The sequence below is a fragment of the Streptomyces sp. NPDC088812 genome, assembly GCF_044750285.1.
GTDB lineage: Bacteria > Actinomycetota > Actinomycetes > Streptomycetales > Streptomycetaceae > Streptomyces.
Genome location: NZ_JBIVJP010000010.1, coordinates 267,540 through 280,511 on the forward strand (window position 1 = coordinate 267,540; position 12,972 = coordinate 280,511).

Genomic DNA, 12,972 nt, shown 5'->3' on the forward strand with positions numbered 1-12,972 from the left:
GGGCGTACGGCGGTCGGCGGGGGTGGTGGGCGGCGACCGGCCGCCCACCACCCCGTCCGAATCCCGCTAGCGGAGCCCTCCGCACGGGCGAAGACTGGAACCCGTGAAGGACGAGGAGACCAGGTACGAGGCGGTGCGCAGCCGGGACGCCCGGTTCGACGGCGCGTTCTTCTTCGCCGTCGCGACGACCGGCATCTACTGCCGGCCCAGTTGCCCCGCCGTCACCCCGAAACGGCGCAACGTGCGGTTCTTCCCGACGGCCGCCGCCGCGCAGGGCGCGGGGTTCCGGGCCTGCCGGCGGTGCCGCCCGGACGCCGCGCCCGGCTCGGCCGACTGGAACGCGCGCGCCGACGTGGTCGGGCGGGCCATGCGGCTGATCGGCGACGGCGTCGTCGACCGGGAGGGCGTCGCCGGGCTCGCCGCACGCCTCGGCTACAGCGCCCGCCAGGTGCAGCGGCAGCTCACCGCCGAGTTGGGGGCCGGGCCCGTCGCCCTCGCGCGGGCGCAGCGCGCGCACACCGCGCGGGTGCTGCTCCGGACCACCGACCTGCCGGTCACCGAGATCGCCTTCGCCTCGGGCTTCGCGAGCGTCCGGCAGTTCAACGACACCATCCGCGCCGTGTACGCGCTGACCCCGACCCGGCTGCGGGACGCCGCCCCCCGGCGGGGCCGTACGGCCGCCCCGGGCGGCGGGATCCCGCTGCGGCTCGCCCACCGCGGCCCGTACCATGCGACCGCCGTGTTCGACCTGCTGCGACGCGAGGCCGTGACCGGCGTCGAGGAGGTCGACGGCCCTCCCGGCCACCGCACCTACCGCCGCACGCTCCGCCTGCCGTACGGCACCGGGATCGCCGCCGTCGAGGAACGGACGGGCTCCGCGCCCGCCTCCGCCGTCCACCCCGGCGGCTGGCTCCCCGCCCGGCTGCACCTCACCGACCCGCGCGACCTCACCACCGCCGTCCAGCGGCTGCGGCGGCTGTTCGACCTCGACGCCGACCCCTACGCCGTCGACGAGCGGCTCGGCGCGGACCCGCGGCTCGCCCCGCTCGTCGCCGCCCGGCCCGGACTGCGCGCGCCCGGCGCCGCCGACCCGGACGAGTACGCGGTGCGGGCGCTGGCGGGCCGGAGAACCACCGCACACCTGGTGGCCGCCCACGGCAAGGCCCTGGACGCCCCCAGCGGAAGCCTCACCCACCTCTTCCCCGAACCGGCGGCGCTGGCGGGGGTCCCGGGCCCCGTGGGCACCCTCGCCACCGCCCTCGCCGACGGCACCGTGCGCCTCGACGCGGGCGCGGACCGGGACGACGCCCAGGCGGCGCTGCTCGCGCTGCCCGGCCTGGACGGGCGCACGGTCGCCGACGTCCGGGCCAGGGCCCTCGGCGACCCCGACGTCGCGCCGCCCGGCGCCGACGTGCCCGACACCTGGCGCCCCTGGCGGACGTACGCCCTCCACCACCTGCACGCAGCGAAGGAAACCCATGTACTGGACTAGCGTCGACAGCCCGCTCGGCCCCCTGCTCCTGACCGCCGCCCCGGACGGCGCGCTGACCTCGCTGTCCGTGCCCGGCCAGAAGGGCGCACGGCCCGTCCTGGACGGCCGGCGGCAGGACCGCGGCCCCTTCCGTGCCGCCGAGGAACAGCTCGCCGCCTACTTCGCCGCCGAACTCAGGGAGTTCCACCTGGAGCTGCGGGCCGAGGGCACCGCCTTCCGGGAGCGGGTGTGGGCCGCCCTCGACACCGTCCCCTACGGCGCCACCACCACCTACGGCGAGATCGCCGCCCGGATCGGCGCCTCCCGTCCCGCCGTACGGGCCGTCGGGGGCGCGATCGGCGCCAACCCCCTGCTGATCGTGCGCCCCTGCCACCGCGTCATCGGCGCCGACGGCTCCCTCACCGGCTACGCGGGCGGCCTGGAACGCAAGGTGCGGCTGCTCGGGCTGGAGGGGACGTGGTGAGGGCGTGTCAGGGGGCTGGGGGTCCGGTCCGGGTTCCGGTCGGATCCCCTCGATCTCGCACATCAGTACATAGAAAATAGATCCGGTTCTGTCGGTGCCCCCTGCTAGCCTCCAGCGACCCGAACGGTGCGCTACGTACCGGCGCTGCACGCCTGGCAGCTGGTCGTGCCGCACGAGGACGCGGCCGGGGCCCCGGAGAGGGTGGTGTCCCAGGTCGTGACTCTCCACGGCAGCCAGAGTGCGGGGCACCGGCTGGCCGTGGTGTACGACGACGCGACCGACCGCATCAAGCTCTACGTCGACGGCGTCACGAACGCCGGCGCCACCGCCGTCCTTCCCGACGGCCGGCCCGGCTCCGGCGCCCTCCAGGTCGGCCGGGCCATGTCCGGTGACGGGTGGGGCGAGTACCTGCACGGTGACGTCGACGAGATCCGGGCCTATCGGGGCGCCCTGACAGACCGCGGCGTCCTCCTGCTGGGCTGAGGGCCGATCGGTCCCCGCCCCTGCCGAGCAGACCGCCGGGGCCGTCCCGGGTCCCCGCGTGCCGGCCGCACGCGGGGACCCGCGCTCTCACGGCCGTACCTCACCCCCACAGCACCGCGCCCAGCCACGCCCCCATGACCAGCAGGCAGGTGAAGAGTTCCGCGAGGACGCGGGAGCCGCCGGCGCGCATCGCCGTGCGCAGGGACGCGCGGGCCGCGTCGGACCGGCCGAGGCGCAGGCGCTCGGCGAGGTAGCCGCCGGCCAGGAATCCCGGGATCGCGCCGAGCACGGGCAGCAGGAAGAAGCCGAGGAACGCCCCTGCGCCCGCGTACACCGCCATCCGCCGGGTGGTGCCGTCCACGCGCAGCCGGCGGGGCGGCAGGGTCCAGCGCACCACCTGGGACAGGAACAGGGCGACCGTCGCCCCCACCAGCACCGCCCAGGCGACGGGCTGCGGGTCCTTCAGCGCCCACCACAGGACCGCGGCCCACACCAGCCACGACCCCGGAACACCGGGCACCATCACTCCGCACAGGCCGAGCAGGATGACCAGCCCGACCAGCAGGAGCTCCCACACGTCCATCTGCCCAGCCTGCCGGAGACCGGGCGAAGGCGCAGGTCAAGGGGGGCGCCCGGGGTTTCGTGGGTGCGGGGGGCTCAGTGTTCCCGGGTCACCCAGCCGCGTTCGTACGCGTGCCAGCCCAGCTGGAGACGGGTCGTCACGCCCGTCAGCTCCATCAGCCGCTTCACCCGGCGCTGCACGGTCCTCAGGCCCAGGCCGAGCTGTTTGGCGACGCTCGCGTCGGTCAGGCCGGCCAGCAGCAGGGACAGGATCTCCAGGTCGGTGTCGTCCGGGCCGTCGGGGCGGGCGGGGTCCCGGTCGGCGACGCCGTCCGCGCCGAGCCGCAGCGGCAGTGCCTCCCGCCACACCGACTCGAACAGCCCCGACAGCAGCTCCAGCAGCCCGCTGGCGTGCACCACCAGCGCGGCGGGCTCCGCCGAGCGGCCGGTGAGCGGCACCAGGGCGAGCGAGCGGTCCGCCACGACGAGCTTCGTCGGAACCCGGTCCACGACCCGCACCTCCTCGTCCCGGCCGAGCGCGGCCGTCAGCTCCGTCACGCCGTCCGGCTGGTCGAGGACCGCCCGTTCCAGCACCACGCGGTAGCGCACCCCGCGGGCCGCGGCCTGCTCCTCCGCGTCGTTCTCCACGCCGGTCACGGCCACGGGCGTCCCGGTGACCAGCGCGCACACCTCGTCGCTCGCGCCCAGCTGGATCTGTAGGAAGCGCTGCGCGACCGCCGCCCCGCCCGTCACCACCTCCACCAGATCGTGCACGGACGGCTCGGCCGCCGCCGCCCGGTACTCCTCCGCCAGCAGCGCCGCCGCCAGCTCCGCCTGCTCCAGCTCGTGCCGCCGCTGGGTGAGCAGCGCGGCCAGGGCCACACCGGGCGGCGCGGCGACCCAGCGGCCGGCCCGTCCCGAGGACTGCGCGACCAGCCCGTGCCGCTCCAGTCGGCGCAGCGCGCGTTCGGTGTCGTGCTCGCCCAGGGCGAGCCGGCGTGCGAGGTCCGGTACGTCGGCAGCGCCCACGGACACCAGCTCCCGGTACGCCGACTCGTGTGTCCCGTCGAGCCCGATCGCTCCCAGCATCCGCCGTCGCCCTCCCCGATCACCCCGTCGTCCATGGCGGGAAACCGCCACGGCGCAATCCCGCCGCCGCACATCATCGCCCTACCCGGGGGCGCTCTGCCATGGTGTGGCAGGGCGGCCGCCGGTGATCATCCGCGGCCGCGACCGCGATCACCCGCGGCCGCGATCATCCGTCAGCGCGGATCCGATCGCGATCCGGGGCGTACACAGGTGACCGCCGGCCGCATCGGCACGGCATCGGCGGGCACCCGGAACGTGACGCGGGCTCATGACGCGCAGGGGCGCCCAGGGGATCTGAGCCCGGGTCACCCGAGGCCGCCGGACGGTCCTCCCGTGGGGGGTGGGACCGCCCGGCGGCCTCTCCACCCACTCATCGCACCCCTGTTCGGGCGGTCGCCCGTCGGGCCCCGGCAGGCCGGTCGCATTTTCCCGATGCCCCGTTCCCCCAGGGCCCGTGCCGTGGACAATCGGGGGCATGAGCCAGCAGGGGGGTAGGCCCACCGGTCACGAGGACGACTGGTGGGGGCAGCTGTACGACGACTCCGCCGAGGACCACGGGCCGGCGGCGGCCGGCGACTCGCTCGACGACCGCTTCGCGTCGGCGGCGGGGGCGGTGTGCCCCGAGAGCGCGGCGCGCAGGCCGGACGTCGGGCCGGGCGCCCAGCCAGGTGCCGGACCGGGTGCCGGTCCCGCCGCCGAGTGGGGTGCCGGTCCGAGGCCAGCCGCCGGATCGGGTGCCGGTCCCGCCGTCGAGCCGGGCGTCGGACCTGTCACAGGGGCGGAAGCCGGTCCCGCCGTCGAGCCGGGCGTCGGACCTGTCACAGGGGCGGAAGCCGGTCCCGCCGTCGGGCCGGAGGGCGGTCCCGTCACCGGGCCGGCCCCCGCTCCAGCTTGGCCGTCCGTCGCGCCCCCCGCCGGCCCACCCCCACCTGGACGCCGACACGCCCCCTGGGAGCCCCCGTCGGCCACCCCGCCCGGCCCCACCACCTTCCCGCCCGGTCCGCTGCCCCCGGGCTTCGACCAGCGGGCGGCCCAGCGGCCCGCACCCTCCGCCTCCCCCGGCCGTACACCCCCGGAGCCGGTGGCGGAGCCCGCCCCCGTGTCCGCCCCCGAGCCCTTGCCCGCACCCGCCCCCGTGTCCGCCCCCGAGCCCCTGCCCGCACCCGCCCGCGTGTCCGCCCCAGAGCCGGAGCCCAAGCCGATGCCGGAGACCGCGTCCACCCCCTCCCGGCCGGCACCCCCGGCACCCACCGCGCCCCCCGGCACCCACCCCACACGCCCACCCGCCCCCGCACAGCCCTACGCGCCCCCCGCACCCCCGCACGCCCCCACCGCCTCCGCCACCGGTGCGGCGACCCCCTTCCCGCCGGCCGCCACCGGTGCGGCGACCCCCTTCCCGCCGGCCGTCACCGCCCCGCGATCCGCCCCCCGGCACGCCGCGCGACCCGCCGTGCAGCCCTACGTCGGGTCCGGGCCGCCCACGTACGACGCCGAGCCGACCGCGCTGCCGCCCGCCGACCCGGACGCGCTCGACGACGTGGTGCCCGACACCGTGCTGGACGGTGCCCGGTACGGGGTCTGCACGCTGCGGGCCGCGTCCGTGCGGGGCGACTCGGCGCGCTACCGGGGCGAGCCGCGCCGCGACGCGCTGCTCACCGCGCGGTTCGGCACCGGCGAGCAGGCGTTACTGCTGGTCGCGATGGCGACCGGAGCCCGGGCCACGCCGGGGGCGCACCGGGCGGCCGCCGAGGTGTGCCGGTGGATCGGCCGGGCCGTGGGCCGCAGTCACGTCCGGCTCGCGGAGGACATAAGGGCCGGCCGGCGCGGCGACCTGAAGTCGGGCCTGCACCGCCTCACGGACCGCAGCCTCGGCCGGCTCCGCGCCGACGCCGCCGAACAGGGCCTGGAACCGCAGGAGTACGCGGCCACCCTGCGGTGCCTGCTGCTGCCCGCCGACCCGGCGTGCCGTACGCGGGTCTTCTTCGGTGTCGGACCGGGCGGTCTGTTCCGGCTGCGGGACGGCGCGTGGCAGGACATCGAACCGCGGGTCGGTGAGGTCGCCGGCGAACCGGTCGTCGGTTTCGGCTCCCCGCCGGCCGAGACCCCCGAGGGCGACCGCCTCACCATGGACCTGGGCATCCCGACCCCGTCGAACCCGTACGAGCCGTCCTCCGGGCCGTCCTCCGGGCCGGCCCGTGAACCGTTCCGCTTCCGGGCCTCCGTAGCCCGCCCGGGTGACACGCTCCTGCTGTGCACCGGCGGCCTCGCCGACCCGCTGCGCGGTGAGCCCGCGCTCCTCGGCCACCTGGCGGAACGGTGGTCCGAGGCCGTCCCGCCCGGACTGGCCGCGTTCCTCGCCGACACCCAGGCGCGGGTCAAGGGGTACGCCGACGACCGTACGGCCGCCGCGGTCTGGGAGGCATGACGGCGTCCGCTGGGGACTCATGGAATCCGGAGGGTCCGAGGGGACCGACGGATACCGAAGGGACACGAGAGCACCATGGCCCGCTCCCACCTCCGCAACGTCCCGCGCCCGTGAGGGCGGACGCGCGACCTCGGCCGGCCGGCCCCTACGCGTAGGGGACCCAGCGGCGGGCGGAGGTGTCGTACGCGTGGCGCGGCAGGCCCTCGAGGGAGCGGGTGCGGAACGGGCGGCCGCGGTCGTCGACGCGGACCGTGCCGGCGCGGCCCTGGGAGGACCAGTCGAGCTCCAGGTACCAGGAGCAGTCGCAGCCCCGCGTCGACGCGGTCACCAGCAGCACCTCGGGGTCCTCGGCGGACACCCGGTACGGCAGCCGGACCGCCGGGAGCGGTGTGCCGGAGTCGTTGCCGGGGACCGCGCGGGCGACCGGCCGGTCCTTGTCCAGGTCGACGGCGAAGTGACGGGGGCTGACCGCGCCGCCGCAGCCCTGTTCCATGGCGTAGGCGTGGCCCGGCCCTGGCTCCGCGCGACCGACGACGCGGACCCGCAGCGCGGTCAGGACCACGGCCGTGGAGCTGCGGCCCTGCACCGAGATCTCCACGGTGGTCTCCCGCCCGTGCACGGCCCCCTGCGCCGCGGCCCACGCCGCGGCGTCCTGCGGTGCCGGGGGCGGTGGGACCCGCGCGGGCGGCTCGGCAAGGACGTAGTCGTGACCGCAGCCGAATGCCCAGGCGTGGGAGTCGGCCGTCCAGGTGAGGGGAACGGCCGCGGCCGTCGACGCGGTGGCGTCCGGGGCGGACGGGGACGGCCCGCCGGTGCCGGGCGTGGGCGTGCCGGCGCGGGAGCGGGAGGGGGAGGGGGAGCCCGCCGACGTGGGGGACGTGGAGGGGGTGGGGGAGGGGCGGTGCGGGGCCGCCGGGGCGGTCGTCCGGAACGGGCCGGCGCCGGACGGCCCGGCCCCGGCCCCGGTGGCGGGCGGTCGGTCGGAGGGCAGCCCGGACAGCGCGCCGAGCGTGGCGACGAGGGCGCAGGCCAGGCTGCCCAGCAGCACCGGGACGCGACGGCGGTACCGGGCGGGGGCGGGCGCAACGGCGGTGTCCGCGGGGCGCGGAGCGTCGGGCAGGTCGGCTTCCGCCGCCGTCCTCGGTAAGCGTGGGGAGTCCGCCGTGCGGGGCCGCTGTCGCGCCGCCACCGCCGCCAGCCACCGGCGGTGCAGTTCGAGCCGCTCCGGCGGGGACGCCCCGCAGAACTCCGCCAGCCGCTCCACGGGCGCGAAGTCCTGGGGTACGGCCTCCCCGGCGCAGTAGCGGTGCAGGGTGGAGGTGTTCATGCCGAGCCGGCGCGCCAGCGAACCGTAGCTCCGCCCCGTCCGCACCTTCAGCTCCGTCAGCAGCGCCGCGAACTGAGCGACTTCGTCCGTACGGTCACCGGTCGACACTGTTCCCCCGCGCTCGCCCAGACCCGCCCCGGCCCGGGACGGCATCCCAGGCACTCATGTACCTGCACGTCAGACGGCCTGGGACGGTTCCATGCCGGCCGGCCGGGCCCCGGAGCTTGCCGTCGGCCGGCGCGGCCGCCGATGCTCTGGGTGTCGCCGCCGAGCAGGCCCGGACCGGCCCTCCGCGCCACCGGCGCGACGTCCACGCACCCACGCACCCACTCCGCACGGGGGACACCCATGTCCAAGCGCATCCGCACAGGCGCCCTCACCGCACTCGCCGCCGCAGGCCTCACCCTCGGCACCGTCCTCGCCGCACCGGCCGGTGCCGCCCCGAGGACGCCCGGCTTCCTCGCGGCCCGGGACCTGCCGCCGCACCCGTCGTCGGCCTGGACGGCCGGCAGGATCACCCGCGGCGTGCCCGAAACGGTGGCGGCGGACCGCTGCCTGGGCCGGGCGCTGCCGGGCCACGCCGCCGCCTGGCACCGCGAGTTCCGCACCGACCTGGACACCGGCGCCCGTCAGATCACCGTCGTACTGAAGGACACCCGCGCGGCGAAGAGCCTGGTCTCGCGCCTGAACCGGGACATCGCCTCCTGCCCGGCGCGGATCGAGCGGGCCGACCCGGAGACCGACGCCGCCCGCAGGGACTACGGCGCGCTGGACGTGGAGGAGGGCGCCCGTGTGCACGGACTGCACACGGAGACGTCCTGGGGAGCCTCCGACATCCGCCTCCTCTCCGTCGGCCGTGACGGCCGGACCGTGACGGTCGTGGACTGGGCGCAACTGGGCGACTTCGGCGACGCGCCGGTCAAGGCCTTCAAGAAGACGACCACCCGAGCCGTCGACAAGCTCCACTGACCGGACGGCCACCGAGGAATCGGGACGGCTGCCGATTCGGGGGTGGTTGCCGGGGGATCGGGAGGGCCGCTGAGTCGGGGGTGGTTGCCGGGGGATCGGGAGGGCCGCTGAGTCGGGGGTGGTTGCCGGGGGGTCGGGAGGGCCGCTGAGTCGGGGGTGGTTGCCGGGGGATCGGGAGGGCCGCTGAGTCGGGGGTGGTTACTGAGGAATCGGGACGGTTGCCGATTCGGGGGCGGTTGCCGGGGAATGGGGAGGGCCGCCGAGACGAGGACGGTCACCGCGAAATCCGGACGGCCGCCGAAAGAGAGAGCGGCCACCGCAGAAGGACGGGGCCGCCGCCCTCCCGCCAACGGGGGTCGGGAGGGCGGCGGCCCGTACGGGCGACGTCGACGGGTGCGCCCGGTCGGGCACCACCGGATTCCGGCCAACTTCACGAGCCGTGTCGGGGCGGCGGCGCGGAGGGGGGGGCGTTGGCGGGCCCGGCGCGCGGGCGGGGCCCGCCGGGCCCGCGCGCCGGCGCCCGTGGAGCTGCTACCGAGGTCTCGCGCCCCACCTCTTCCCGGACTACGGCCGGAGCGGCAGACACGCATCGGCCGGGCGGCCCACCCCGGGCGGTCGGCCCGTCCCCGGTCACCTAGGCGCGAAGACGCGCGGGACGGCCGCGGCCGGCGGCCCTCGCGTACCGGCGGCGCCGGTACGCGCCCCGCACGGGCACGCACGGGCACGCACGGGCATGCACGGGCACGCCCGGGCCGTCGTACGGCGGTCGCGTCGCGCGGGCCGGGGCCGCCGCCGGCGCTCGGCGGCGAGACGGCCGTCTGCGGCCGGGCGGTCCTCCCGCCCGCCGTACGACCGCCCATCCGTCCGCGGCCACCGCGTCGACCAGCCTCTTCCCGCGACGAGCCGGGGACGAGGAGCGGGTGGGCCGCCCTCGGACGCCGGCCGGGGCCCAGGGGCGGTGGCCCCGCAGCCGGACCCCTCCGCCCGCCTTCCCGGGGGACGGCACCGGCGGCACCCGGGCCCGGCGGCGCACGCGGCGAACGCCGCGCACACGGCGCACGCACCGCCGTGCCCCGCGCCGGCGGTCCCGGCCGGGACCCGGAGGAGGGCCCGGGCGAGGGCCCGGGCGAGGCCCGGGGCCGTGGCCGAAGACCTGGTCGTCGACGATCCGGCATGACTGCCCCCGGGCCCACGGGGCAAGCATCCCGATGAACGTGTTCGAGCAGGGGGGAACCGACAATCGGCACGCGGGCGGGGATCATGAAGAGGCAGGCACGAGGCAGCGGTGGGGCCGTGATCGCGGGCACCTCGGCGGAGCGGACGGCGGAGGACGGGGCCGACGGAGCCGAGGGGCACGCGCGGGCGCCCCAGTTGCGGCGCAGACTCGGGCGGGCGGATCTGAGAGCCGTCCCCGAGACGCGGCGGGCGCTGCGCGAGATGCTGCGGCACTGGGGCCGGACGGGACGCACGGACATAGCGGAACTGCTCACCAGCGAGCTCGTCACCAACGCGCTCGTCCACACCGATCACGACGCGGTGCTCACGGCGACCGTGGGACCGGCCGGTCTGCGGGTCGAGGTACGGGACTTCGTCTCCCGCCCTCCGCAGCCGCGCCCGGCGGCCACCGACGGCGCCACGCACGGCCGGGGCCTGCTCCTGGTGCAGTCCCTCGCGGACGCCTGGGGTGTCCGGGCCCACGGGGTCGGGAAGGCGGTGTGGTTCGAGCTGGAGGCGGGAGCGGCCTGAGACGACGGGAACGGGGCAACGGGAAGGGGGCGCGGCCCGCATGGCCGCGCCCCCTTCCCGTTACCGCTCACCGGTCAGCCGAACTGCTGCTCCAGGTCCTTGAGCTTGCGCTCCAGGGAGTCCAGTCGCGGCAGGGCCATGGTGTCGTCCTCCGCCGTGAGGTCGACGGTGAGTGCGTCGGAGCCGTGGCGGACGGGCTGGAGGGAGGGGCGCGGCCGGACCGGCAGCTGCTCGGCCGAGTTGGCTATGGCAGGCTCCGCGGGAACGCGCTCGGAGGTGGCCCGCTCCAGGGTCGCCTGGGCCTCCAGCTGGCGGGTTCCACCGCCACCGCCGCCACCGCGGCCGGGCCAGCGGCCGTGGCCGCGGCTGATCGCCTTCAGCTGGGCCCGCTCGACACGCTGCTGCTCGCGACGGCGCAGCTTGGTCTCTTCCTTGCGGACCTTGTCCTCGCGGACCTCCTCGACGGCCTCGTCCAGGCTGCGCACGCCCTCCAGGAGCATCAGCGACCACGCCTTGTACGTCTCACGGGGGGCCCGCAGCCAGCGCACCACGCGGATCTGCGGCAGCGGACGGGGCACCAGGCCCTGCTCGCGCAGCGCGGCGCGGCGGGTCTGCTTCAGCGCGCGGTCGAAGAGCACCGCGGCGGACAGGGACATGCCCGCGAAGAACTGCGGAGCGCCGTCGTGACCGAGGCCGCGGGGCGCGTGCACCCAGTTGAACCAGGCGGCGGCACCCGCGAACGTCCACACCAGTATCCGGGAGCCGAGCGCCGCGTCACCATGGCTGGCCTCGCGCACCGCGAGGACGGAGCAGAACATGGCCGCGCCGTCGAGGCCGAAGGGGACCAGGTATTCCCAGCCGCCGGAAAGGCTCAGGTTCTCGCGGCCGAAGCCGACGAGTCCTCGGTAGGAGAGCGCGGCCGCCACGGCGGCGCAGCAGAACAGCAGGACGTAGGAAGCGATTCCGTAGATGGCTTCCTTGCGCCTGCGCCGCTCCTCGCTGCGCTCCCACGAGTCGTCCGCGCTGGTGTCCTTCCCCGAGGAGTTCTTGCCGCGCCGGAGCACCGCCACCGCCGCCAGCATGCCCAGGAGCAGTACGGCGCCCGGAAGCAGCCAGTTCAGCGATATGTCGGTCAATCTCATCTGGGGTCCCTTGCATTGGGATAGGGCGTAACGCCCGCCATAGTGGACCAATCCCGCCGGCCCTCAGGGGGTTTCGGGGCAAGAGGCCGCCAAGGAGGTGCAAGGGGATGCCCAGGGCGACGTTCTGCTCGAACTGCCGCGTGAGGGGCGGGAGTTGAGTTCTAATAAGACTACCCGCACGGGTGGTTCCGCGGAAAGTTCCTGCGCCGGGTGAGGGGATTGTGAAGTGCCTGTGACCGAGCGGGAGTCTCGTTCGGGTGATCTTACGGGACCCTGGTGAGGGCGTCGTCCCCGGGGCGTCCCCAGATGTTTTCCTGAGGGGTGTTCAACTTGCGGCGGCGGCGGTGAGCTTGGAGACGCGGTCCGCGTCGCAGGTGCGCGGGCAGGTGGCGCAGGTGTCCGCGGGGCGCACCGTGTAGAACATGCAGCAGCTCGCCCGGTCGCGGGTGGGCAGCGCCTGCCCGTCCGGTCCGGTCAGCTCACGGAAGGCCGCCGATCCGACGTACGGCCGGGTCGCCCCCGGCAGCAGCAGTTCGAGCTCGTGCCGCGCCCGTTCCTGCTCGCCCTCGCCGAGCAGATGGGCTATGTACCAGAGCCCCTCCACGACCTCGTCCGTGATCATGCCCCACAGGGCGCGGCCGCGCCGCCGCGCACGCGGAGCGAAACCGGCCAGGACCGGCTCGTGGTGTTCGGCGACCGCCGCCCGCACCTCGGCCCGCAGCGCCTCCTCGTCCGCGACCACCCGGGCGCCGGGCAGCGCCGCGGCGGGGTCGTCCGGCAGGCAGGCGAACGAGGCGGGCGCGCGGACGGCCATCCGCATGCCCTCACCCGCGCGGTCGTACGACACATGGGTCACGGGGAAGCGGGGCACGCGGCGGTGCAGGAACCACGGGACGGTGACGAGCAGGCAGGCGGGCCAGGCGTACCGGTGCAGCCCGAAGCTCGCGATGACGTCGGGGCGGGCCTTCTGTCCGTAGTCGCGCAGCACCTGGGCGTCGTCCCAGGCCAGGAAGGACTCCAGGGCCGGTCCGCCCTCGGCGAGTTCGGAGGCCGCGACCCAGCCGCCGCCCCGGGGCGCCGGGTCCCCGTCCTCCAGCTCCATGACGGTGAAGCCCGGGAAGACCTCGGACAGGCGCCGGTAGGCGTCCGTCACGGCCGAGGGGGCCGAAGGGCGTACGGGCATGCCGGGACCACCGATCCATGAGTGCTGTGGAGGTAAGCCTTACCTTACTCATTGTGGCGTGGATTTGAACTGGGGGCCAGTACGCCTAAGGT

At 76.4% G+C, this 12,972-nt stretch carries 11 protein-coding genes; 6 read left to right on the forward strand and 5 right to left on the reverse strand.

What is annotated here, in order from left to right; genetic code table 11:
• The first annotated feature begins 103 nt into the window (after positions 1-103).
• The 3 genes from ACIP67_RS19950 to ACIP67_RS19960 all read left to right on the forward strand — a co-directional run bounded on the left by ACIP67_RS19950 (position 104) and on the right by ACIP67_RS19960 (position 2,438).
• Positions 104-1,492 carry a bifunctional transcriptional activator/DNA repair enzyme AdaA gene (locus ACIP67_RS19950; protein WP_401693231.1) on the forward strand — a complete coding sequence of 463 codons (1,389 nt, stop codon included), beginning with the start codon at positions 104-106 and terminating at the stop codon, positions 1,490-1,492.
• A complete protein-coding gene (locus ACIP67_RS19955) occupies positions 1,479-1,955 on the forward strand; it encodes a methylated-DNA--[protein]-cysteine S-methyltransferase (protein ID WP_401693232.1) in 477 nt (158 codons plus the stop codon). Before ACIP67_RS19950 ends, ACIP67_RS19955 begins: the two co-directional genes overlap by 14 nt.
• 126 nt (positions 1,956-2,081) lie before the next feature.
• The gene (locus ACIP67_RS19960; protein ID WP_401693233.1) at positions 2,082-2,438 is read left to right on the forward strand and encodes a LamG-like jellyroll fold domain-containing protein; all 357 of its coding nucleotides are present in this window, start codon (positions 2,082-2,084) and stop codon (positions 2,436-2,438) included.
• A gap of 100 nt (positions 2,439-2,538) precedes the next feature.
• Here the strand turns inward: ACIP67_RS19960 and ACIP67_RS19965 are convergent, their stop codons facing one another.
• Together ACIP67_RS19965 and ACIP67_RS19970 are read right to left on the reverse strand one after the other, a co-directional pair.
• The gene (locus ACIP67_RS19965) at positions 2,539-3,021 is read right to left on the reverse strand and encodes a DUF456 domain-containing protein (RefSeq protein WP_401693234.1); all 483 of its coding nucleotides are present in this window, start codon (positions 3,019-3,021) and stop codon (positions 2,539-2,541) included.
• A gap of 74 nt (positions 3,022-3,095) precedes the next feature.
• On the reverse strand, positions 3,096-4,088 hold the full coding sequence (locus ACIP67_RS19970; protein WP_401693236.1) for a winged helix-turn-helix transcriptional regulator: 993 nt from the start codon (positions 4,086-4,088) through the stop codon (positions 3,096-3,098).
• Between the two features lie 475 nt (positions 4,089-4,563).
• Between ACIP67_RS19970 and ACIP67_RS19975 the strand changes: the two genes are divergently transcribed.
• Complete coding sequence (locus ACIP67_RS19975) at positions 4,564-6,513, forward strand: protein phosphatase 2C domain-containing protein (protein ID WP_401693237.1); 1,950 nt, start codon at positions 4,564-4,566, stop codon at positions 6,511-6,513.
• Between the two features lie 145 nt (positions 6,514-6,658).
• On the opposite strand, the gene ACIP67_RS19980 is transcribed toward ACIP67_RS19975, so the two are convergent.
• On the reverse strand, positions 6,659-7,948 hold the full coding sequence (locus ACIP67_RS19980; protein WP_401693239.1) for a helix-turn-helix domain-containing protein: 1,290 nt from the start codon (positions 7,946-7,948) through the stop codon (positions 6,659-6,661).
• A 240-nt stretch (positions 7,949-8,188) separates the two neighbouring features.
• Between ACIP67_RS19980 and ACIP67_RS19985 the strand changes: the two genes are divergently transcribed.
• Positions 8,189-8,809, forward strand: coding sequence for a hypothetical protein (locus tag ACIP67_RS19985; RefSeq protein WP_401693240.1), 621 nt, complete (start codon positions 8,189-8,191; stop codon positions 8,807-8,809).
• A 1,260-nt stretch (positions 8,810-10,069) separates the two neighbouring features.
• Positions 10,070-10,555 carry an ATP-binding protein gene (locus ACIP67_RS19990; RefSeq protein WP_401693241.1) on the forward strand — a complete coding sequence of 162 codons (486 nt, stop codon included), beginning with the start codon at positions 10,070-10,072 and terminating at the stop codon, positions 10,553-10,555.
• A 74-nt stretch (positions 10,556-10,629) separates the two neighbouring features.
• On the opposite strand, the gene ACIP67_RS19995 is transcribed toward ACIP67_RS19990, so the two are convergent.
• Together ACIP67_RS19995 and ACIP67_RS20000 are read right to left on the reverse strand one after the other, a co-directional pair.
• Complete coding sequence (locus ACIP67_RS19995; RefSeq protein ID WP_401693243.1) at positions 10,630-11,697, reverse strand: DUF2637 domain-containing protein; 1,068 nt, start codon at positions 11,695-11,697, stop codon at positions 10,630-10,632.
• A gap of 325 nt (positions 11,698-12,022) precedes the next feature.
• Entirely contained in the window at positions 12,023-12,880 is an 858-nt protein-coding gene (locus tag ACIP67_RS20000) for a (2Fe-2S)-binding protein (protein ID WP_401693245.1), read from the reverse strand.
• Between the last annotated feature and the right edge of the window lie 92 nt (positions 12,881-12,972).